The 23,680-nt window shown below is 40.0% G+C and carries 21 protein-coding genes; 6 read left to right on the forward strand and 15 right to left on the reverse strand.

The genetic code is table 11. The features are described from left to right. Positions 1-85: 85 nt before the first annotated feature. The 5 genes from IEZ33_RS14895 to IEZ33_RS14915 all read right to left on the reverse strand — a co-directional run bounded on the left by IEZ33_RS14895 (position 86) and on the right by IEZ33_RS14915 (position 5,932). The gene (locus IEZ33_RS14895) at positions 86-1,054 is read right to left on the reverse strand and encodes an FkbM family methyltransferase (protein ID WP_191600812.1); all 969 of its coding nucleotides are present in this window, start codon (positions 1,052-1,054) and stop codon (positions 86-88) included. A 98-nt stretch (positions 1,055-1,152) separates the two neighbouring features. After that, entirely contained in the window at positions 1,153-2,400 is a 1,248-nt protein-coding gene (locus IEZ33_RS14900; RefSeq protein ID WP_191600813.1) for a leucine-rich repeat-containing protein kinase family protein, read from the reverse strand. 35 nt (positions 2,401-2,435) lie between these two features. Next, the gene (gene yjjG / locus IEZ33_RS14905; protein WP_191600814.1) at positions 2,436-3,113 is read right to left on the reverse strand and encodes a pyrimidine 5'-nucleotidase; all 678 of its coding nucleotides are present in this window, start codon (positions 3,111-3,113) and stop codon (positions 2,436-2,438) included. A gap of 60 nt (positions 3,114-3,173) precedes the next feature. Then, positions 3,174-4,871, reverse strand: a complete 1,698-nt coding sequence (locus tag IEZ33_RS14910) for a diguanylate cyclase domain-containing protein (protein WP_191600815.1) — start codon at positions 4,869-4,871, stop codon at positions 3,174-3,176. A gap of 32 nt (positions 4,872-4,903) precedes the next feature. Then, positions 4,904-5,932, reverse strand: coding sequence for an amino acid ABC transporter substrate-binding protein (locus IEZ33_RS14915; RefSeq protein ID WP_191600816.1), 1,029 nt, complete (start codon positions 5,930-5,932; stop codon positions 4,904-4,906). Positions 5,933-6,309: 377 nt separating this feature from the next. Here IEZ33_RS14915 and IEZ33_RS14920 point away from each other — a divergent pair, with 377 nt between their 5' ends. Both IEZ33_RS14920 and IEZ33_RS14925 read left to right on the forward strand, forming a co-directional pair. After that, positions 6,310-7,641, forward strand: coding sequence for a DUF2254 domain-containing protein (locus tag IEZ33_RS14920; RefSeq protein WP_191600817.1), 1,332 nt, complete (start codon positions 6,310-6,312; stop codon positions 7,639-7,641). A 415-nt stretch (positions 7,642-8,056) separates the two neighbouring features. After that, positions 8,057-9,019, forward strand: coding sequence for a sensor domain-containing diguanylate cyclase (locus tag IEZ33_RS14925; RefSeq protein ID WP_191600818.1), 963 nt, complete (start codon positions 8,057-8,059; stop codon positions 9,017-9,019). A 27-nt stretch (positions 9,020-9,046) separates the two neighbouring features. Here IEZ33_RS14925 and IEZ33_RS14930 read toward each other — a convergent pair whose 3' ends face one another. From IEZ33_RS14930 to IEZ33_RS14965, 8 genes are all read right to left on the reverse strand, one after another. Further along, positions 9,047-10,177: an ABC transporter permease gene (locus tag IEZ33_RS14930; protein WP_191600819.1), complete on the reverse strand. Its 1,131-nt coding sequence runs from the start codon at positions 10,175-10,177 to the stop codon at positions 9,047-9,049. Further along, on the reverse strand, positions 10,167-11,177 hold the full coding sequence (locus IEZ33_RS14935; protein WP_191600820.1) for an ABC transporter ATP-binding protein: 1,011 nt from the start codon (positions 11,175-11,177) through the stop codon (positions 10,167-10,169). The genes IEZ33_RS14930 and IEZ33_RS14935 overlap by 11 nt, the downstream gene beginning before the upstream one ends. Beyond that, a complete protein-coding gene (locus IEZ33_RS14940; RefSeq protein WP_191600821.1) occupies positions 11,174-12,118 on the reverse strand; it encodes an HlyD family secretion protein in 945 nt (314 codons plus the stop codon). The genes IEZ33_RS14935 and IEZ33_RS14940 overlap by 4 nt, the downstream gene beginning before the upstream one ends. Beyond that, on the reverse strand, positions 12,115-12,792 hold the full coding sequence (locus IEZ33_RS14945; protein ID WP_191600822.1) for a TetR/AcrR family transcriptional regulator: 678 nt from the start codon (positions 12,790-12,792) through the stop codon (positions 12,115-12,117). Before IEZ33_RS14945 ends, IEZ33_RS14940 begins: the two co-directional genes overlap by 4 nt. Before the next feature lie 203 nt (positions 12,793-12,995). After that, complete coding sequence (locus IEZ33_RS14950) at positions 12,996-14,372, reverse strand: FAD-binding oxidoreductase (RefSeq protein WP_191600823.1); 1,377 nt, start codon at positions 14,370-14,372, stop codon at positions 12,996-12,998. Between the two features lie 722 nt (positions 14,373-15,094). Continuing rightward, on the reverse strand, positions 15,095-15,787 hold the full coding sequence (locus IEZ33_RS14955) for a hypothetical protein (protein WP_191600824.1): 693 nt from the start codon (positions 15,785-15,787) through the stop codon (positions 15,095-15,097). 158 nt (positions 15,788-15,945) lie between these two features. Beyond that, on the reverse strand, positions 15,946-16,641 hold the full coding sequence (locus IEZ33_RS14960; protein WP_191600825.1) for a VC0807 family protein: 696 nt from the start codon (positions 16,639-16,641) through the stop codon (positions 15,946-15,948). A gap of 218 nt (positions 16,642-16,859) precedes the next feature. Beyond that, positions 16,860-17,180, reverse strand: coding sequence for a DUF6172 family protein (locus tag IEZ33_RS14965; RefSeq protein ID WP_191600826.1), 321 nt, complete (start codon positions 17,178-17,180; stop codon positions 16,860-16,862). A gap of 167 nt (positions 17,181-17,347) precedes the next feature. On the opposite strand from IEZ33_RS14965, the gene IEZ33_RS14970 reads away from it, so the two are divergent. The 3 genes from IEZ33_RS14970 (at position 17,348) to IEZ33_RS14980 (ending at position 20,535) form a co-directional block, all read left to right on the forward strand. Then, positions 17,348-17,587 carry a phosphatase PAP2 family protein gene (locus IEZ33_RS14970; protein ID WP_191600827.1) on the forward strand — a complete coding sequence of 80 codons (240 nt, stop codon included), beginning with the start codon at positions 17,348-17,350 and terminating at the stop codon, positions 17,585-17,587. 93 nt (positions 17,588-17,680) lie between these two features. Next, complete coding sequence (locus IEZ33_RS14975) at positions 17,681-18,634, forward strand: TAXI family TRAP transporter solute-binding subunit (protein WP_191600828.1); 954 nt, start codon at positions 17,681-17,683, stop codon at positions 18,632-18,634. A 140-nt stretch (positions 18,635-18,774) separates the two neighbouring features. Then, complete coding sequence (locus IEZ33_RS14980) at positions 18,775-20,535, forward strand: TRAP transporter permease (RefSeq protein ID WP_191600829.1); 1,761 nt, start codon at positions 18,775-18,777, stop codon at positions 20,533-20,535. 543 nt (positions 20,536-21,078) lie between these two features. Here IEZ33_RS14980 and IEZ33_RS14985 read toward each other — a convergent pair. After that, complete coding sequence (locus tag IEZ33_RS14985) at positions 21,079-21,639, reverse strand: HD domain-containing protein (protein ID WP_191600830.1); 561 nt, start codon at positions 21,637-21,639, stop codon at positions 21,079-21,081. Between the two features lie 103 nt (positions 21,640-21,742). On the opposite strand from IEZ33_RS14985, the gene IEZ33_RS14990 reads away from it, so the two are divergent. After that, a complete protein-coding gene (locus IEZ33_RS14990; RefSeq protein WP_191600831.1) occupies positions 21,743-22,696 on the forward strand; it encodes a GlxA family transcriptional regulator in 954 nt (317 codons plus the stop codon). A gap of 31 nt (positions 22,697-22,727) precedes the next feature. On the opposite strand, the gene IEZ33_RS14995 is transcribed toward IEZ33_RS14990, so the two are convergent. Further along, positions 22,728-23,609, reverse strand: coding sequence for a patatin-like phospholipase family protein (locus IEZ33_RS14995; protein WP_191600832.1), 882 nt, complete (start codon positions 23,607-23,609; stop codon positions 22,728-22,730). Between the last annotated feature and the right edge of the window lie 71 nt (positions 23,610-23,680).

Here is a 23,680-nt window from a genome sequence, read left to right on the forward strand (position 1 = left end):
AAACTCTGTATACGCTTTAGCTTATTCTTAAAATTCAATAACTTTAAAACTAAAGGAATTTATCATTGACTACCTACGGATTCAATTATTTAACAGAGAGCTTCGTCAAAACGTCACTAACATCATAGGATCTTAACCAAACCAAGTTTTCTAGTAGTGGCCGTGAATATCCAATATCTATTAATGCCTGAGCCGCAGCTTCTGCGATTTCTTGATTTGTTTGACAGGCCATATTTTTTGTTAAATTAGGAATATCAACCTTGTCTGCGATCTCAGCCGCAGCTAATAATTCGTTTGTTTGAACAGTACGCCACTCCCCATCCTGATTTTCTAACGGTGTCAGTCCATAACTCAGCATCATCCCAATAAAATCCCTTGATAAAAAGCCAGCTTCACCAATAGAAAGCGGAGAAAACTCAGTAATGATTTTAATATTCGTTGAGGCGTTAATGATTGTACTTAGTCCTTTTAATGCTGGTAATTCATAGCCTTCAATATTAATTTTAATAAAATTGACTGGGGTGGTAACTAGGCTATCACCTTTTACTATTCGTACTTCTGTCGATTCATCTGAACAACAAACTGAAGAATAAAGCCGATGCATACCGTGATTGTCTTTACTCTTAAACAACAAAGCAGATCCCGATTCGTGACTTAATGCAACTTGATGAAGTGATAACGAATAGTTATCTTTTATATAAGAAGCACAGTTCATTTCTAAAATTTTATAATTTTCATAGTCCGGCTCGATAGCAATAACGTTCCCGTTCTCTCCAACGATATTGGCAAATAATGTCGTGTAATATCCAATATTAGCACCAATATCTAAGCACACATCCCCCTCTTTAATTAGTAATGAGCACAAGCGTGTTTCTTCTGGCTCAAATACAGCATTCAGCCTTAAGTCCAAACTGTCTATTTTGTCTAACTGAAACAAACGATTATGCAATTTGATTGCGTTATCCATTGTTAGCCCAGTTCCTAGTTGCTGATTCGATAATTTTTCAGAGGGACTCAATTCAGATACACCCCGATTACCTATCAACTTTGACACTAGCTCACTTATCATTCCCACTGTTTTACTCCTTTTGATTTGTTCCTATCAAATATATTGCTGAGACAAATGAATCTACTTCCAGAACTAAAACACATTTAAGCAATATTAAACATTCGGCGCTTTAAATCGTAATAGGCTTCGGTTTGCTTATCTTCTTCAATACACAAATTCAACATGTCTTCTATAAAGTGCGTCATGGCTCTTTGCTCAATACGCTGAAGGCCATGCTGTTGGTACATAGGCAAGCAATCGTATTTTGAGGCCGCTCCAAAATCACCAAATAATAAGTGTCCTTCAGGGTGAATCAACATATTATGTGCGTATAAGTCTCCATGACAGATGCGTTTAGATCTTAAGTGTGCCATGACACTATCAACTTGATTTACCATGTGTTGAATTTGAGAAATGGAAAACGCTTGCCCTTGCGTAAATGTATCACGAGTACAAGTGTCAAAACTGGGCGCTTGGCCTAGATTGAAATAATTCGGTGGTATCAAAGACATCACCAAGGCCGACATAGAGTCTTCTGCAATTTTTGCCAGCGGCGTTACCACGTTCGGGTGTTCACCTACTGATAAGCAAATATCCAACTCATCTTCTGGAGAACCATCGCTGGTGACCTCACCTTTAAACACCTTAATTGCGACCTCACGAGCAAGATTGTCATTCGCCTCACGATTGATTGCTCTCGAAATCACGCCTGACGCACCTTGCCCCAATACTTCTTGCCATTCAAATTGGCTACGTTTTAAGGTCATACATTCCGCATGTTCATCTCTTACATCGCAGAATGGGTTATTAGAAAAAGCCAACCAAGCCAAACGAGGTAAACTCAATAATAAGTATGGAAACTCAGCAAACTGATTAGAAGAGATCCTAAGAAGCTCTAAGTTTTTACAACGCGCAATGGCGTTCGGCAAATGCGTTATCGCATTTCCAGCTAACGCCAGTTTTTGCAATCGCTCTAGATCACCTAAGCTTTCTGGTAACACCTTAATACAATTATCTGTCAGTATTAACCAACGTAAATTCTCTGGCAACGAGGTCTCTGGCACGTCGATTATTTGATTGTGCTTAAAACCAATAATGTCTAAGGATTCACAGACGCCTAACGCATCAGGCAAACGAGTAAATTGATTATTAGAGCAAAACAAAATACGCAATTTGGTTAAACGAGATAAGTCTGCGGGTAATTCTGTTAGCCGATTATTTGACAGATCCAGAACTTCTAAAGTATCCGCTAAAGTAAAAATTTCACGCGGAAATTGAGTTAGATCTTCCGCTAATTGAAGGTGAGTAGCACCCACTAACTCCCCTTTTTTGAGCTGTTCTAAAGTTTGCACAGGTCACATCCATTATCAAAATCGAATTGCGGCTATTATGCCTTAATAAGGCGTTGTTTTAACGCTTGATGGGAAGAAACTTCAAAAGTAGGCAGAATGCCGTCACTGTTATCATGATGGTGTGGGTTATACCAACACGTATCAATTCCAGCATTTACGCCACCTAATATATCTGACTTTAATGTGTCCCCGACAATCAGCACTTTGCCTCTCGCTGGCTGCCCCATTTTCTCAAAGGCATAATCGAAAATCTTTTTACTGGGTTTTGCGGCACCCACTTGTTCAGAAATGGCTAAAAATTCGAACGTGTTGTTCAACCCATTCCTTGCAAGACGAACCTTTTGTAAATCCGTAAAACCATTTGTTATAATCGCCATCTTGACTTGACCTTTAAGGCTTTCAAGTAGATCCAGAACACCATCCAAAGGTGTACAAATTTCAGCCATTGCATTTAAAAATGCCGAATTAAGGTTTTTTTCAGTCACATTTAAACGCCTTGCCCAAAGCTCAAAACGACGCATTTTCAAGGTTTCAGCATCAATTTCATCGTTTTGATACTGAACCCAAAGCGGTTTGTTTTTGCTCTGATATTCTTCAAAATGACTTTCAGTGAAATCAACCCCGAACGCCTTTAGGGCTTTTTTTAACCCTGAAAAGGCATCAAAATGGAATAAAGTCTCATCCGCATCAAATAGAACCCAATCGTACTGCATGTGTTTTCCTAGTTAGTAATGAGATGTCGAAAATATAAGAAACCATTTACCAATAGTAGACTAATCTGAAATAGCCATACCGCATACTTTATTACGTCCGCTGTTTTTAGCCTCATAGAGTGCCACATCAGCCATAGAAATAAGTTGTTCTGGGGTGTTTCCAGCATCAGGGAGTTGAGTGGCAATACCGACACTAATGGTGACGATGTCCAATGGTGACTTTTCATGGGGGAAAGCGTTATTAAAAACGGAATCTTTAAGCGCATTCGCTAATGTGTAAGTCTCTTCTTTACTCATACCGATCAGTAATGCAATGAACTCTTCGCCACCATAACGAGCCACTTTCCCTCCTACTTTATCGATGTAGGATTTAAATAATTGTGCTATTTCACGCAGACATCGATCACCCTCTTGATGCCCATAAAAATCGTTATAGAGTTTAAAATAATCCAGATCCAACATAATAATGCTAACCTGTGATTGCGTTTTTTCGGCTTGCTCCCAACTTTCTGCCAAACTTTGAAAGAAGTGCCGACGGTTCGCTATTTTAGTTAAATCGTCTGTGTGGCTAATCAGTTGAAGCGACTCATTTAATGCATGTAATTTTTCATTTGCTTCTTCAACGTCCTTTTGTGCTTTAACCGATTCAGAGTTAGCTTTATTTATTGAGTCAACAAAAATGGAGAAGGCTCTCGCAATCACGGAAATTTCATCTTTACCACACTTAGGGATATTAACTGCTTTACCATTTATATGCTCAGTAATGATCTGACTCAGTGAGTTTAGTCTTCGTATTATATAATGCTGTATAAACCAGTAGGCTATAATGGTTAACATTAAAAAAGCGAGGCTAAATATCAGTATCTTAAAAATCACTTTGTTTATTAACTTAGCATGTTCATTGGATGCTTTTGTTGTTGCGTTTTTTAGAGATAAGTAAAACTCAAAACAAGCACTGCTTAATCGTTGTGCAGCCAGCCTCGTTTGACGAGCTGAGCCTAAAATGGCTAAAGAGTGGTGGATCTTTTGTTTGTTTATGGCAAATGTTAATTCTGATAAGCCTTTGATTTCCTGAATACGTGAACTCAGTGTTTCATTTAATCCTTCCATATTAAAAAGTTTTTTTATATTTTCTTCGTTGAGTTCCCTTAGTTTATTAGATTGCCCTAAACTTTCTGAGTATAAAGCCAATACCGTCGTGCTGACTATATTAGTGAAAATCTCATGATAACTTGGATTTACTGTCTCTGAAGCTTCGGCCTTTATTTGATTACTTTGAAGCACCATTAAGCGTTGTTTTATTTCAGCCGTTTCTCTATTAAGCTTTTCATTTTCAAAAAGATGATTATCTAAACTTATTATCGAATCAAAGTATTGAGCGCTAAGCAAATCGATTTCATTTATAAATGTTTGTTCCAACTCTGAATTGGCTGAGATCTTTTGACGAATAGCATTAAAAAATTGTTGAAAATTTTCACTTATAGGGTAGGAATTTGTATTACTGTATTCTTGTCCTATAATTTTTTCTAATGTTTGAGCGCTCAGTCGTTCGGTGTCTCTAGATAATTCAGAAGCGTACATAGCGCGTTCGAAATGAACATGCGAAAGTGTCTTAAACTCATGAGCTTGTTGCCATAAAGTATAAATGCTGTAACTATTTGTTAATAAATAAAAACCTAACACAGTAAATAGCACTAAATTTAGGCGGAAGCCTATTTTATCAAAGCGCTTTAGCCACGATTTATTCTTGGAAAACACGTATTCCCCCCTAAATGTGCAAGTTTATACACTTATTTAAAAGGCGGAGAAAATAATACCCCACCATCTTTCCATAAAGCATTTAAACCACGCGTCGAATTAACAGACGAGCCTTCTCCATAGTAGCGGTTAAATATTTCACTGTAATTTCCCACTGTTTTTATTACGCGATAAGCCCAGTCTTGATCAAGCCCAAGTTGTCTTCCTATGTCTCCACTTGTTCCTATGAGGTTGTTAATTTCAACGTTGTTGCTGGTTTTCTTAAGGTAATCGATGTTATTTGATGTGATACCTTTTTCTTCGGCTAAAATAATGGCGTGCACAACAGAACGAACAATTCTTTCCCATTGCGGATCATCATCCCTGACAGCAGGTCCGATAGGTTCACGCGAAAACGTCATTGGTAATACGGCGTAGTTTTCTTGCTTATCGGTACGGTTGGCTAAATTTATGAGTAAGTTCATCCTATCAGCCGTATAAGCATCGCATACGTTGCTTCGAAAAAATTGATCACCATTTGAATAGATCACGTTAGTATCGAAGCGGTTAGCTGAAACGTACTCTTCAAAGTTGTTCTGAGACGTTGTATTTTCTGTCACGCACACCGTTTTATTTTGTAGATCTTTAAATGAACTAATATTGGAACTATTTCGTACTAGTAGGCCTTGACCATCAAACAAATAAATTGCAGGAAAGCGAATGTTGTATTGGTTTTCTCGACCTACTGTCCATGTTGAACTGTACATAACCACATCGGTAATCTTTTCCTGGAGAGAGGTGAAGCGACTCTTGGCTTTTACCTCCACATAATTTATGTAATCTGGGTTGTTTAAAACGGCTACCGCAACCGCTCTGCAGAACTCAACATAAAAACCAGTCCAATATCCTTTTGCCGATATTGCGCTGCGCCCCGGGTCATCTGGAAAAACCCCACAATTTAAATCCCCCCTTTCTTTAACTGCTGCAAGGGTAGACGAATGCCCTTGCGCACTAGCCAAAGAAAGAAAAAAAATGATCAAGAGGGTGTACACATACTGAGGTAATGATCTATTAGCCAACATAAATCTTCCAAAAAATGGATATTTGATTATCTGACACTTTGGTCAGAAAACTATCTCTACAGTTATATCAAAAAACAGAGCTGTCACCTAGTAAGAAAGAGGTTTGGTGCAAGAGTTTGATTAAAATAACCTAATTCAAGGCGAATTAAGCAGGCATGAAAAATAGTATTCAACATTGAATAATCCTCCGCAAAAGAGAAACGCGTCTTTTACGCGATAAAACGAAAGAGGCCGACACACATTAGGAATTTATAGGTACCCGCATCACAATTTAGTATGCTTTGGCAGATCCTAACCCTCTCTTATATCCTTGATCGATGAAACGCATTAAAGTTAAGAGCCTCTGAAATCACTCTAAAGCACAAAAAGGAAGCGTTTTGTTATTAAATATTACCAAATTTGCGCCAATAATTGAAAAGGCACGAGCCAGCTTTTGGTTTGTTCCTAGCTTTATGGTGTTATTTTCAATATGGCTTGCGATCGGCTCTATCTACATTGATGCGGCTTATATTGATCATATTGAACCCAACTTACCAATAATTTATCGGCTCGATATTGATGCGATTCGATCATTATTGGCCGCCATTGCTGGAGCAATGATTACGGTTACCAGCATCGCCTTCTCAATTACAATTGTAGCGCTTACCTTAGCGTCATCGCAATTTGGTCCACGTTTATTGCGTAATTTTATGATGGATTCGGGAACACAAGTTGTACTTGGTTCATTCATTTCTAATTTTTTGTATTGCATCCTTGTATTTTGCGCACTCAGTTTTCAAGAGCCATACGCTTTTAAACCTGGGGTTACGGTTGTTATCGCCGTTTTGATGACCTGTATTAGCGTAGGGGTATTAATTTATTTTATTCATCATGTCGCTAAATCCATTCAAGCTGATGTGGTAATCGATGATGTTTACCAAGAGTTAAAACGTGGCATTAAAAATCTTGAACCATCAATTAACCAACAAGCTAAGACAGGCGTAAATGACGAAACTATTGAGGCTAACTTGACTCAACGAACTCAACAAAAAAATGTACTGGCTAGTTGTAGTGGGTATGTTCAGACAATTGATCATAGCGCATTAATAGCGCTAGCGGCTGACAGTGACATTTTAATTGAGTGCTTATTTAGACCGGGGGATTTTGCGGTTAAAAACGCCGTACTAGCCATCATTCACTCGAATAATGTTGCAGATGAAAAGGTGACGCAATTAGCCACTAAGCAAATCGTATTAGGTGGATACAGAACGCCGGTCCAAGATCCAGAATTTGCTATCCACCAACTAGTCGAAATTGCTTTACGAGCTCTTTCTCCAGGAATTAATGACCCCTATTCTGCCATCACCTGTGTCGATAAACTCAACTCAGTATTATGCGACCTAACCAAAATAAACTTTCCAAATAAAGGAAATTATGACCCAAAAAATCGGTTAAGACTTGTTTGTAAAGTGCTAACGTTTGATGACATTGCCAAAGCGGCATTCGACCAAATCAGACAACAGGCAAAGAGCAATGTTGCTGTCACTATTAGACTTTTGGAGTCTTTGCAGGTGCTGATGACCTTTGCTCAAAATGATAAGCAAAAACAATTTGTAAGCAGCCAAACGAAAATGATAGAAGAGCAGCAATCCAGGCAATCACTATCTAAAGACGATTTAAAAGCAATTAATGCTAAAGTGGCGTTAATTTTAATAAGTAAACAAAGCTAAAAAGAAATGGATAATCCCCGTTCTTAAGCATGATAGCAATCCTTCTTTAAACTGTATTTTTTTATAAAAGGTAAATTAAGTGGTTGGATACTATGCTTAAAACGGGCCTTTGTTTAGAGATGTTCTGTTAATATAGGGATAAGAACGTCAATAAGGCCTCTCTAACGTTAATTTCATAGTTTTCATTTTACTGTGCTTATTCTATCTAACACTTACTACTTTATAGAAGAGCTAACGGTTTATGCTAGTCACTCTAAAACGTGATTGCCCGTACTTTAATACCAACAGGCAGCATGACATTTACTTAAACTAGTCTAAAATACTGATATCATCTAAGCGATAAACGAGCAAAGTGAGTAGAGGTACAGGCCTCACCTAGGAATATCATTTACTACAATACTTATGGAGCATAGTAATGCAGCCGCCAGAAAAGCCATGCAATGAAACGGGACGATTGCAAGCATTAAGAGCGCTTAAAATTCTAGATTCATCGCATGAAGAAAGGTTTGATCGTGTCACTCGAATGGCTAAGCAAATGTTTGCCGTACCTATTACCTCGGTGACATTAATCGACGAGAATAGACAGTGGTTTAAATCAAGCCAAGGTCTAGACATACTGGAGACACCAAGAGACATTTCTTTTTGTGGGCATGCGATCAACCAAGAGGATTTGTTTATTGTTGCTGACACCTTAAAAGATGAACGTTTTTTTGATAACCCCTTCGTTATTGGAGCGCCTCATGTTCGCTTTTATGCAGGTTATCCTCTTAAGTTGCGGCCAGGTATATTCTTAGGCACTTTATGTATTCTTGATACTAAACCCAGGATATTTAGTGACGCTGAAAAATGTTTACTGAACGATTTTGGCGCAATGATTGAACAAGAAATACGATCCATGCAATGGGCTACTTTTGACGAATTAACCATGATTTATAGTCGCCGTGGCTTTTTTACATTGGCAGAACATACACACAAACTGTGTGTTAGAAAAAGCATGTCAATCGCCTTCATCTTTTTTGATTTAGATGCCTTCAAGCCGATCAACGATACCTATGGTCACCAACAAGGAGATTCTGTATTAGTTCAATTTGCAGAAGCCCTGCAACAATCATTTCGAGAAAGTGACATTATTGGGCGTTTAGGTGGAGACGAGTTTATTGTTATGCTTTCAGACACCGACATAACGGAAGTAAACTCACTTTTAAACAAATTCACACAGACTGTTCATCGTCTTAATTTAGATAAGCCTTATCTAATTAAGTTCAGTTCGGGAGTGTCCTATTTTACCTGTGTTGATAATCTATTATTAGACGACATGATTGAACAAGCCGATGTCGCTATGTACCATCAAAAAGCGAGCAAAAAGGTGACTCGATAAACGCGGAAACGTACTCTGATTATCACTTTATTCTAACGTCTTCTTAAAGCGCACAGAGGCAATAGTAATACCCATTATAGTAAACCCAGCTAACCAAAAAGCATCTTTTCCTAACAGCATGATACTGGCATCCCTTAATGCAATAGCTCGAATCATACGCATAAAATGGGTAATGGGTAATGACTCGGCAATCCATTGAGCCGCGACAGGCATCGCATCGTAAGGGAACATAAATCCCGATAATAGAATAGATGGCAGCAATATAAAAATCGTCATCTGCATCGCCTGCAATTGGTTTTTTACCAGAGTTGAAATCACCAAACCGAGTGTTAAGCTAGCAAAAACGAATAGAATCGAGGCACCAAAAAGAGAAAGTAGGCCACCTCTAACTGGCACTGAAAAAACCCAATAACCAACACTTAAAATAATAACGACTTGTATTAGCCCGACCAATACATAAGGTGAAATTTTTCCAATCATGAGTTCAATAGGACGTATGGGGGTAGTAATTAAAAACTCCATATTGCCATGCTCATATTCTCGTACAATGGCCGCTGAAGTAAACAGGATCATTGTCATGGTTAAAATCACGGCCACTAAACCAGGTACGATATTAACCACCGTTCTTTGCTCTGGGTTGAAATACTTCACCACTTCAAAACTGGGAGCCGTTCGTGTCACTATTTGACCAGAGACGCCATCCAAAGGCATAGTACGTAAAGCACTAATAGCAGACGAAATTACGGTATCTGAACCGTCTACAATCCATTGACCTACTGGCAAGCTCATGGCTGAATTCAATTGTTTAGGATCATATCGAGGATGCAAGAATAAGCGCTTTGTTAGATCTGCAGGCAGGTATAAAACGGCCTCAACCTCTCCTTTTGTAATGGCGATTTCAGCGTCTTTAATGGATCGATATCGAGCAACAAAATTCACGGATTGAGTTGCAATGACCGCCTGTTCGATGGCTCTGCTTTCCACGGTTAGACTCAAGTCAACAAGCCCAGCGGGAATATGCCTTGCATCCGTATTAATGGCATAACCAAACAGCATTAATTGAACCAAGGGTATCATGACAATCATGCCAAACGTCATTCTGTCTCGAGAAAGTTGCTTTAATTCTTTTATAAAAACCGCGTAAATTCTAATCCACATAACGCCCTCCAGTACAAGAAACAAAAACATCTTCAAGACTTGGACGGGCCAATACGGTATCGCGACCATCGCTCAATTGAGCGATGAAAGCGAGAGGATCCTCGACCTTCTTATTAACTAACACTCTTAAATGAGCACCAATTTGAGCCGCAGACAGAACCTCTTTCTGTTCAATTAGACTTTGCTTAAGCGTCCTTAATTGACGACCACTCACTTCTACAACCGTTGCCGGCATGGCGTCCATTAAATCGTTAGGTGAGCCGTCTGCCCGTTTTCTGCCGTCTTCTAGAATAGCCAACGCATGACAACGTTCCGCTTCATCCATGTAATGAGTCGACACCAAAATGGTGGTACCCGCTGAACATAGATCAAACAATCGCTCCCAAAACTCGCGGCGATTTTCTGGGTCAACAGCGGAAGTCGGTTCATCAAGAAACAGCAACTCTGGAGAATGCAATGTGGCACAGGCTAGCGCCAAACGTTGCTTCTGCCCTCCACTCATTGAGCCAGCAAACTGCCTAATTTGCTTTTCTAAATCATAAAGAGACAGTAATTCTTCAATACGAGCGTTTTTTTGCTTACCTGAAAGCCCATAAATGGCCCCAACAAAATTGAGGTTTTCTTGTACAGTTAAATTGTCATACAAAGAAAATTTTTGTGTCATGTATCCTATGCGTTGTTTCAGAGATTCTTCATGGCCTTTTAGCGGTCTCCCTAAAATATTAACTTCGCCTTCACTGGCTTCCAACAACCCTGTTAATAAACGAATACTGGTGGATTTACCACAACCATTTGGCCCAAGAAAACCATAAATACAGCCTTTAGGTATTCTTAAATCAAGATTATTCACCGCCACATGTTGCCCAAACCGCTTAGTTAAGCCTTTGGCTTCAATGGCATACTCAACACTTTCTTCTTCCACTCTTTTTTTATCTATTCTTTCTTGGTCGAGATTGTTCTTCTCTGTAAGCACCTTTTTACTGAAAGCCGCACTATTCATGGTAAGTGAACCTCAACAGCCAATCCTGTAGGTAAATCATCGGCTTTTAATAAATCAATATCCGTTAGATACATAAGCCGCGCCCTATCTCGTTCATTGAGCGAATAGAAAGGAGTGTAGGCCGGTTGCGTTCGAATATTACGAACGTTTCCTTTAAACGGGTGCTCTATACCATCAGCAAACACTGACACACTGTCGCCTATTTTAAGGCTTGATAGTGCATTGGCAGGCAAATACACTCTGGCATAAGGCAATGAGTCCGCAATGAAACTGATTAACGGCGTACCTGCTGTAATACGATCCCCGATATGCCACGGCAGTGTCTCTATGACACCATCAATCGGTGCTTTAATCGTGAGATCATCTAATCCTATTTGTTGCCCTAAGAGAGCGGCTTGAGCCGCGTCAACCTTCGCTCTTGCTTGAACAATGTCCTCTTCTCTTGCACCGTTTTTTAATTCCAGCCACTGATCATGCGCTTGCTGAGCGTTGGCTTTCGTCGTGTCTCGCCCGGCTTTTGCAGCGTCATAATCCGCTTTCCCTATTACCCTACTTTGATAAAGTTTACTAAAGCGTTGATATTTGAGCTCAGCTTCTATCTTGGCGGCTTGAGTCGCATTCAATGCAGCAAATGCGGCACTTAATTGTTCTGGTCTGGTGCCTGAAGCAAGACCGCTTAAGACCGCTTCAGCCTGATCTAGCTCAGCTTTTCGTTGGGCCAATAGAGCGTCGGCTCGGCGTGTGTCTAATTGCAACAGGGTATCGCCTTTTGATACTTTTTGCCCTTCAGTGACGTTAATGAAAACAATGGGCTCAGTAACAGGTGAAGAAAGAAGGTGTTGATCTCTCTCAATGTTTCCCATAGCGTAAGTACTGTCTTCTTGACAACCAATTAAGATGGCGCAGATGAAGATCAATGGAACAGCGGATATCGTTTTCATGATACGTCCTTGTCCTTTTCAGTTATTGCTACGCTTTCTGGTAACGTAAAAAGACCTTGTTCTAAAAGCCTTTGGTTGTGTTCTGCCAACCTTAACAACCAATCTTCTTTGAGTTCAACACCAAGCTGTTGTTGTAAATATCGAGGGGCCAATACAGGAAAGATCATCAGACTCACAAAGCTCAAACGAATCCATTCTGAATTAAGGTTAGGGTTAATCTTTTTCTGCTGTCTAAATAGCTCAATCCATTTTTCAGATCGCTGTAACAAACCATCAATAATGCCCGTTAAAATGCTGAAAGTCTGTGGGTTAGTCGGTTGATTCAGTATTTGAAGAATCAGATTTGGGAGCATGGGACTTGCCGCAATCATACGGTAATAGGTTTGCATCAATAATAAAGGATTAGGCTCGGTATTTGGGTCTATATCCTTTTGCATTTGCTCCAAAACAGGCGCTAACGTTTCTTGGATGGTCGCTTCAAACAAGCCTGCCTTTGAACCAAAGTAATAACGGATCATGGCCGCGTCAACGCCTGCAGAAAGGGCTATTTTTCGCGTCGAGACCTTATCGAAGCCATGTTCTGAAAAACACTTCTTGGCTGCTTCAATTAAATTTTCTCGGGCAGAATCTCGGGTTCTGCCGGTTTGTTTAGGCCGACCTGTTCGAATGACCATAACGGACTCCGGTGATTAATTCATCTGCTGATGAATATAAGCCATTTAAAGAGAAACCGTTATTACGTTAATTCCTCATATCATAAGAAAATGAGGAATTAACGTAATATGTTATGTTTTCGTCACTCTGCCTATTTTAACAGCAGGACGATGACCTGAGCGTTAAATGCGTTTGCGTTTCCCATATTGACACATCATTTACCTTACAAAACTCGACCTTGGTTTAAAATACCTTTTGGGTCTAGGGCTTGTTTAAGGGTAGCCATTAACGCCATTTCTTCTGCTGTTCGGGAATGATGCAAATACTTCTTTTTTAGTACGCCAATGCCGTGTTCCGCCGACACAGACCCTTTGTAATCCCCAATTAACCCCATAATAATGGCTGAGATAGCATCAAGGTCTTTCTCTAGGCCAGTGCCAGCACAAACATGTAAATTACTGTCGCCGATATGACCAAAAATTCTCAGTTTAATATCAGGAAATGCCTTGTAAAGGGCTGGCTCCAATGCATCCATAAAGGATTGCATACTGCTGATAGGCACACTAATATCGGTATTAACAACGTGCCCCATTACGGACAGCAGCTCACCAATACCATCACGAATAACCCAAAACGAATCCGCTTCTTTTAATGACTGCGCAAGTACCGCATCGGCTATCATGCCATTTTCCATTGCGTCAAATAAAACCGCCGCGAATTTTTCTGCATCTTGTTCTTGATCCTGTCCTTGATATTCAATCAAAGCATAAAAAGGATGATGTTGTTTAAAAGGACTCTGGGCTTGCTCAACAGTGTCAATTACTTCATCAAAATAATTCGCCCACATCACTTCAAACGAGGTCACACCGTCCCCTAAAGAGCCATAACACTGTTGTAACAATTTGAGCACACTTGGAAAATCTGGTAACGCGCATAAAGCCGTTTGAGTCGCATTGGCTTTCGGATACAGCCGAACAACTACTTTTGTCACAATACCAAGCGTACCTTCAGAGCCAATAAACAAATGTTTCAAATCAAAACCAGCATTGTTTTTTAGCATTTTATTAAGTGAACTTATAATGGTACCGTCGGGTAGCACTGTTTCTAAGCCTAATGTTAACGCTCTTGCCGGACCATAACGGATTACTTGGTTTCCACCCGCATTCGTCGCAACGTTACCCCCAATCGTACAGGTGCCACGTGACCCCATATCAAGAGGAAAATACATGTCAGCGTCTTCCGCGGCCTCTTGTATCACTTGCAATGGCGTACCTGCTAACGCGGTTAATGTCATTGACTCTTTATCAATTTCAATGATGCCATTCATTCTCTCAAGAGAAATGGCAATCTCTTGTTCTTGCGGTACCGCTCCAGCACTAATGCCTGTCATACCACCTTGAATAACAACGGCTTGACTCTGCTCACTGCAGAGTGAAAGAACCTGTGAAACCTCTTCCGTAGAGGTGGGTCGAACGACAGCAATGGGTAAACGACCATCAACGCCACTCCAATCTTTTTTATATTTATCGCCAATAGCGGAACCTGTAAGAACCGATTTATCGCCAAAAGCCTGTATTAGCTGATCGATAATATTGCTCATATTAAATAATGCCTAACTGTATTAATGAATATTGAGTAGCAGAATAACTTGTTCAGTGAAGCCAAGCGTGAAAATGCCAACTTTACTGAAACGGCAACTGAATCTGTATTATCACTTAGAATAATACCATGAATGAGAAGACGGATTATTGACTACATAGAAACGGTTTTCCACTTCACTTAACCTTATATAGGGTTTGATCCGCCAGCTTTGCTAAGATCTCTAAATCATGATCAAGATAAAAGACAATACAAATACTCGTATCAACATGCGCCTTGGCCTGATTAATAATAAAACACAAATAAAAGCTCAACCGTTTTTCGAGTTATTAGAGCTGCCTTAAACGCTTCTACACCCACTTGCAGAACGACAAATTCCTCATCGCCTAGCGTGCGCTAAAAAATGGCCTTTCCAAAAAGGCTACCAACGTCACAGGTATTTTAGCCCCTATGAATAAAATTCACCGAACTATTGAAACAATATGACGCTTTATCCTTTTGAGACTACGATGCTACAACGCTTTATGTCAAAATGAACATGAACCTAATAGAGAAGAGCCCAAAGATGCCATTTTATTTCAACGCATAATTTGTAGGCGGGCCAGGTTCGCTAGGGGTTTTGGTCGTTAAAAAACCTATTTTAGAGAAAACAGAACAAGTTTCTCGTTGGAGAGACGACAGGGATAGTCACGAAAACACACGATTTATAGCATTTTACTCTCGTTAAGAACGGCGCCAATTTAGATCCGTTGGCCCGCTCGGTAGATTGGTTATGCCAAGTAATTTTTTGATGTCAGCGGTGTCTCCTGCATCGGCATATCCCATGACAGTGACATCTTCACCAAGCATCCCAGGGATAAAAAGTTGGTAGGCATCCATTCCTCCTAGAATTGCATCCCCTAACGCAGGATCATAACCTCTTTTTTTCATGTCATTTAACCGTTGATCATTTTTATCTGTCCAATATTTAGGGTTTTTGATGTCATGGATATTCATTGGGGCAAATTTTCCCCATAAAGCTTTAACAGGCTTTTTTAATTTAATGATTTGCAAGGTATCAAGTGTATTCCACTCAATTTTCACACAGCTCGCAATGCGAGCGTATACATGAAAAGGCACACCATTTAATGCCGCCTCCTCTACTGAGCGTCGAAGGCCATATACCTGTTCTTTAAAGGAATTTTTTGCACACCACCATTCCGATACATTGGCTTTTGGTCCACCAATTTTATGAGCCGATACTTTCCATAACTCCATACCAACAGGCAATTCAAAAGGCCCAGCAATACCGCCTTTATTGAAACCGCCCCCCGTAGCTTCCATGTATTTTCTCCATTTTACAGCCCCTCCAGTATTCCCTTTATAGGCCATATTTATATACGGATGTCTAAACCATTGATCATTAACGGCTGGCATAATTTCTCCAATATGGACAACTATTGTTGTAGGTTAAGGTTTTAATAATATTTTCTTTTTAAAATACTAGTCCAGAATATAAAAAATAAAAAGTGTTATATTCCTATTTAAAATCGCATTTAACCAAACGCTTTTCCAACCAAAATCAACCATTGATATTATTTTTTGCCAACTAATTCTTCTAACTTCAAACCAGTCATTTTATTAATTGAACGCATTAAATAATAAAAAATCCCCATCATCATCACCATAGATGGGAGGGCAATCATGGGATAACTGTACAAAGTTAATTGGCCGAGTTCTTCATTAAATGCCGCCGTTCCAGCCGGGCTCACAACAATCCATCGAGCAAGTACATAATTCATAAAAGCGGAAAAAGCGAAAGAGCCAGCCACAAAATACGTCGCTTTCATTAAACGTTTTTCAAATTCAACCGCGCTGTTATTTTCTTCTAACTTCTTTTTGATGGTCTCAACATCCATAATATCGGCATTTAATAGCAAGGCTCTTACTAACGGATAAGGGGTAAACGTGGAAATTAGTACAGCCATACCGATAACGGCAGGTATAGCGGCTTCTTTAATGGCCAACCATTTAGTATCCAATTCAAGTAAACCGATTCCCCCTGTAAGCAAAACACTTATCAAACCCAATAAAGCAATGAAATTAAACTTCTTATATTTAATTAGCTCAAAAATCCCCCAACTGAGAGGCAAAGCAAGCGCGGCAATTAGCCCTCCTTGAACGCCTAACTGATCTTCACCACTTAATTTCATTAAAATAACAGACGGTAAAATGATGCTAACAATAAGGTCAACCATTGGACGAGGTTTGTGTGTAGGGGTGTGCTTCATGATTATAGGTTTCCAACTTAAATTCAAAAATGCGATCAGTAGTGTAGCGAATAACGGTCGACTCATAAATCCTATTAAAGAGCATACTAAAACTGTCTATTTACTCAAATATAAAACGGCCTAACTCGGCGTATATAAAAATTGGTTCTCTCTTAGCAGGCAGGCTCTTTTAATGTCCTAATCGAAAACAGCTAGGGACACGTAAGTTCTCACTCATTTTAATCATCTTGAGGATTTTCTTCAGCCTTTGTGTGAGCACGCTTGGAACGCGTCTTTGGGGTTGCAATTACTTCTAAATAGAAAGATTTCCAATGGAGATTTTGCGCCGCACTGATGTTGCTATTAATATCGCCCTCATGAATGGATTTAGCTGTAGCGGGATTTTGACCAAACTTACAGTCAAACCCCCAAAAATCAGCCTTTTCAGGCAAGGCTTTATTACGTTCTTCTTTTATGTATTTCTTCACATCATTTTTGGCTGTTTCGATAATACGCTGATAGGTCATTTTAGGGTTGGATAGAACAAACGTTTTCTTCATTAGGATCCTAATTAAATTAATAATACGGCATAATAATGCCGTTATGATGGCCATCATAACGGGTTAACCGTTAATCATCTATAAATAAGAGTCTTTAGACCAATTTGCTCGATTTTTTGATCTCCAGAAAACCGTAAGAAAAGATAGATATTGCCTCTTTTATAGCGATGACTATCTATAGCTTAAATAAGAAATTAGGCTATATTGCTTGGGCTTATGCTTTGATTATTATGGTGGGGTCGGTTCATTTAGCGTGGCACTATGCGTTAGATGGCTATTTTGCCTTGATTCTTACAACCATCATTTGGTTTTCTGTTAAAACAATACTTAAACGGTTTCCACTCCCCCAAGCACAACACTCACAAGATTTAGATAAGAACGGGGTTCGCTCTCCAATGATTTCCTAAACCGCAAGCTAACACACCTTGATTCTGCGTGCATTTATGTATGTTCTATTGGTAAACTTTAGATCAAATAACAACACAAAGAGAATCGCTTAAATGAAGTTTTACACAGCATTAATTAGCACAGCCGTTGGTTTAGCCGTTACTCAATTTGGTTATGCGCAGACTCAAATAACCTATAAATCCGCTAAAACCAGCTCATCTTATTATCAAATGGCCGTAGAAATTGCGCAGGCGGTAAAGCAAGACACTAACAGCAACATAATTGTTACCGTAGAAGAAAGTCAAGGTTCGGTGCAGAATGTCATGGAATCAGCTGTTCGAGGTGCAAATTATGTTTTTACTACGCCGCCAGCCTTAGTCTCATTAGCGCAAGACGGTAAAGCCATGTTTAAAAACAGAAGTAACCCAAAATTTTCTGAAATTAGAGCATTGTTCCCTATTCCGTCTTTAGCGATGCACTTTGTGGTATCGGACAAGAGTGGCATAAATAGTTTCTCTGAAATGGAAGGGAAAAAAATACTATTGGGTAAGGGCTCTTTCGGTGCCACTGAAGGTGCGAAATACATTAAGTTGTTTGGTTTAGAAGGAAAAATAGACCTGGCCCAAGTAGAGCTGTCTAATGCCGTTCCCGCATTAAAAAATGGCCAAATAGATGGTTTCGTTACGTCAGGCTCTTTTCCTGCACCAAACGTAATTGAAGCGGCCGCCGGTACAAAGTTAAACGTGTTGTCTTTAAGTGATGAGCAAATTGTTCAATCAAAGCGTACTAGATTAGTCATTCCAGCAGGCACTTATACAGGGCAAGACACGGACATTACCACGACGTCCCTACCTGTTGTGGCCTATTCAAGCACGGCCATGGACAACGACACCGCTTATACTCTAACAAAAGCTTTTTGGAGCCAGAAAGAGTTAATGTCCGATACATCACCCTGGTGGAAAGGTGTATCAACTGACATGCTAAGTAACATTACCGGCAAAGTTCACCCTGGTGCCGCAAGGTACTATCAAGAAATGGGGGTAACGTTAACGCCTGATCAAGAGTAAGTGATCTCTTTTTATTAAATAAACAACAGAAAAACAAGTTCATCCGCATCATAAACTAAATAGCCTTGCAATTTTGTTTATGATGCGGATGTATTCAGGGCTTTATTTTATTCTCCAACTTCTTTGACGGGCCATATTCTATGCCTAGTAAATATTTTTGGGCCGGGTTTGGCTTCGTTAGTATTATTTTTCATTTAACACTTATTTTTTCAGGTCTTGTGCCTAATTTAGTCAGTCGCCCTTTGCACATGGCACTTGCTTTGCCATGGGCTTTTATCTTCTTAAGCCATACTCGATTCGAACGCGTCACGGGCTACCTATTCACCTTAGTCGGTTTACTTGCAACGCTATGGGTCGCTTACAATGCCGACTTTTTAGGCGATCAGTACGGCTACATCAGTGAACACTATCAGCTTTGGATTGCGGCAATTTTATTACTCAGTGTCTTAGAAATGGCAAGGCGCTGCATCGGCTGGCCCTTACCATTAGTCGCCGCTATTGCACTGTTATACGGCATGTTTGGTCAGCATATTCCCGGAGAATTTGGTCATCCAGGTACTCCATTAGGCAGCTTTTTAGGCACCCTAACCATCGCAGAAGGAGGAATTTGGGGGAAACTCACTGGCGTTTCCGTTAGTATTGTCGCTATTTTTGTTATTTTTGGTGCCGTACTTAACGCAGGAGAAGCAGGACAAGGATTTATGAACCTAGCCCTTACGGCCGCAGGTAGACTTCGAGGAGGCGCGGCTAAAGTATCCGTAATATCCTCAGCACTTTTTGGCTCAATTTCAGGATCGGCTTCCGCAAACGTCGCCTCTACTGGCGCCATTACGTTACCAGCCATGACCAAATTGGGTTACCCGAAATCCCTCGCTGGAGCAACAGAAGCAGTGGCCTCATCAGGAGGGCAAATAATGCCTCCGCTAATGGGAGCCGGGGCATTTGTCATGGTTGAGCTTACAGGGATTCCCTATCAAAGCATTATGTTGGCCGCTATTTTACCTGCTATTTTATATTTCTGGGCTGTTTGGGTTGGCATTGACGCATTTGCTTTACGCTATGATTTAAAAGCGGTCAGTAAAGATCAACAGCCAAGTCGACGTCAGCTGCTAATCACTTGTAGCTTCTTTTTGATCCCCTTTTCACTCTTATTATGGGGAATGTTTGGTCCAGCGTATACACCACAGTTTGCTGCAAGCATAGCCATTTTCGGGGCCGCTCTATTGCTTTTCTTTAATTCAAAAGGAGTTGCAAATAAACAGCAATGGCTTAGTCGACTTGAAGATGTTGGCATCAATGCTGGCAAACAAATTGCCATGATAGCCGCTATAATACTGTGTGCCTCTATCGTCATTGGCGTGCTATCAATTACCGGTTTAGGTGTGAAAATAACCTCTCTCATTATATCCGGTTCAGCTGGCATGCTCTGGCCTGCTATTTTATTAACGGCCATTGCTTGCTTAATTCTGGGTATGGAAGTCCCCACTACCGCTGCCTATGTTATCTGTATTTCAGTGGCTGGACCGGCTCTTGCTCAGCTAGGCTTATCGCCTCTGCAATCACATCTATTCGTGTTTTGGTTTGCACTGCTATCGACCATTACCCCTCCGGTTTGTGGTAGCGTATTTATTGCCGCAGGCATGGTAAAGGAAAACTGGCTTAAGGTAGCTGGTGTTGCCATGATGCTAGGCGTTGGCCTTTACCTAATTCCATTAGCCATGATAGCTAATCCATCACTGATTCAGTTAGGAACAAGTCCACTGCTGGCCATTGCAAGCGCATTGAAAATTGCACTCGCACTTTATTGCATATCAATGGCTCTCATTGCTCCTTTCAAATTGGTCAAACGAGCACTGTATTTGGCCTTTGGTTTGCTGTTGATTTTCGCCTTACCTATTTAATAACGAGCACAGTACGAAAAACCAATATCGCTTCCAGTTCAATCAAAAGGGAATCGATATTGGCATCACTTATCATTAGAGAAAATGATATGGGTAGTCGGTCATTTTTTAAATGAGGTATAAGTCGAGGTTTAAGCACTATCTCTAGGAGGACACGCAAAAATGACATCAAATGGCTCAGGCGATTGCGCTCTCAACATAGCAATAAAATTTGGCAATACAACGTGTTGGGAAAAATCTGTAGCGGCTATGACCTAATCCGTGTAAAGCCAGCGGGTGTGAATAATACCGACATTAATCCCAGAACGGCTAGGTACTCTAAAGCAGAACTGAAGACAGCGGTGCAGGTTGGAATAGAAGCTCGTTAGCAAGCGATAACCCGTTTTTTTGTTGCCAACCTTTTTCAACACCGATAGCTCTACACTTTACTCAGTGTGTTCTTAAACTCACAAATTTTTAATAAGACAGGCACCACTTTTAGGCTTCGAGCAACACGGGTAAAGAATAGCCTAACGGTGCATACCTACTTTAAATTGTTAACACTTAGTTTTTGTATATATTTTTAATACGCATCATTGGAAATGGATTTAGCGGATTGCGACCAAGCTGTATGAACGTAAACCTCATCAAGGTTTTGTGAAAGCCTGCATTTGGAATTGCCTGCTTAACTTCTTTTATAAACAAGCGACTCACCCCCATTTTCACTACACCTAATGAAAAATCAATGAGGTCAGCTTTTCGAAAAACTTCAGCAACTCTTGAATAAGGGCCTTTATACTCACCAATTAAATGATGCATGTCGATCATAATTTGAATTTCTTCATTCCAATCACTAAGGCCTTTTATTTCTAACCATTGAGAGCAGTCTTGATAAGATGGAATAAGGTAGTCCACTCTATCATGAGTCCATAAGGCTATATCATGAAAAACCGCGGCTATTTGAATTTTTTTACTCTCTTCCTCCTTAATATCCGGCATTAAATAATGACAAAAATTAAGCATTCTAGTGACATGGTTTTTATAACCTTCAAAGTCATTTTTAATGACGTCACGGTATTCTTCTAAAATACCATCTACAAGCGGGTAATTAGTCACTACATCCATAGCCTCGTCCTCTTCGAATTAATTACTACGCACATTATAATTATGTGCATTTGATACGAAATGGCTATAATGGCAAAAATCGATACTATTAGGCCAAATTTGTATGGTAGAAGTAGCTATTGTTGCTTTTGAAGGTATAAGTATGTTCCACCTTTCAGTACCCATTGCAATTTTTAGGGACGCATTACTGAATGAGCAGAAGCTCTTTAATGTACGTGTATGTTCAGAAATGGGCGGTCAGGTCAATTCGGCCGATGGCTTAGGTATCGATATACAAAATGATATCTCAATGATTAATCAAGCAGACATTGTTATTGTACCGAGTTGGATACCAGATAAAATACCAAGCACTTCTTTAAAGAGACAGCTTGTAGCAGCACACCAGAGTAACAAACTAATTGTAGGGTTATGTATAGGAGCCTATGCTATAGCACATTGCGGTGTATTAAACGGGATGCGAGCAACAACGCATTGGAAATATGGGGCCGATTTTGCAAAAAAATTCCCTTTAATAACGTGTGACATAAATCCGTTGTTTATCGTTGAGAGAAATGTTATCACCTCAGCAGGAAGTGCGGCGGCAATCGATTGCTGTCTCCATATAGTGAAACATTACTATGGGGTTAAGGTGGCCAATAAAATTGCACGCGTAATGGTCTCATCTCCTGAACGAAATGGTGGACAAAATCAATATATTGAAACCCCAACAATAGAAAAGCCAAGTGATGAAAGAATCGCTAAGTTAGTTGACTTAATTCTGGAAAACATCACAGATACTTATACATTAGAAAGTGTGGCAGAGTATTGCATGATGAGCGTTCGTAGCTTTAGCCGAAACTTTAAGTCATCGAATGCGATAAGTTTTAATGCTTGGCTAATCAATGTTAGGCTTAACTATAGCTTAGAGTTACTAGAGTCTACTAGTTTGACTGTTTCGGAGATATCTGAAAGAGCGGGCTTTCATTCTGAACAAATTTACCGAAAACATTTCATAAAAAAATACGATATCCCCCCAAAAGCATGGCAAAAAACATTCAAAAGCCCCAACCATAACTAATACTTGAGTTGCTCCTTTAAAAGACGACAAATCAAGTTGCTGACCCTAGACTTTCACACATTGAATTATACCCAAGGTCTATCATTTCAGACGCTCTATTAAACTCCAGCATACCACATGCATTCCTCGGAATTTCAATCAAATAATCGGCTGGATAAGTCGCTTGTTTATGCCTGAAAATTGTATTTTGCATAGCATCAAATGCCTGATTAGCGATCTCAAACACCCCAACATCTTTTCCAATAGGCTCTTCGGGTGAGCCTTTAAAACGATTAACAAAACCAGCCACTTTATCTGAAATAGGTGAGCCTAGCGCATTATCTAAATCCGTTACCACGGGTGTTCTCTTAGTTTCTAACACTTTACCAACAAGATTAACCGCAATTGTTAAGTCTGTACCATCACAAAAAGTTGGCGCTACAGGAATAGGATTCAAAATTCCCCCATCCATTAATTCTCTGCCATTATAGCTAAATGGCGTAAAGAAGAACGGCAATGATATAGACGCTCTAATGGCATCAAACAGTTTTCCTGAGTTGAGCCAAACTTCTTTTTCATTAGCGATATCTGATGCTACCGCCGTGTACTTGATGGGTAAGTCTTCAATTTTCAAATCACCAACAAGTTCCGTCAAGGTATTAATCAATTTATCACCTTTCACTAAACCACTTCTATTCCATGAGAGATCTAACAACGTAAGGATATCCATTTTCGTGATGCTTCTTGACCACTGTTCGAAATCATCTAGCTTCCCTGCGGCATAAATGCCGCCAATCAGTGCACCGATGGAACACCCAGAAATGGATTCTATATGGTAATCATGTTCTTCTAACCATTTTATTATTCCAATGTGAGACAAACCACGCGCACCGCCACTTCCGAGAACAAGAGAGACTGTTTTTTGTTTACTCATACTTCCACCACTTCTTTCTAAAAACGCATCAATGCAAGAACCAACAACACGATACCAATGCACTTTTGAAC

The sequence above is a fragment of the Marinomonas algicola genome (assembly GCF_014805825.1).
Taxonomy (GTDB): domain Bacteria; phylum Pseudomonadota; class Gammaproteobacteria; order Pseudomonadales; family Marinomonadaceae; genus Marinomonas; species Marinomonas algicola.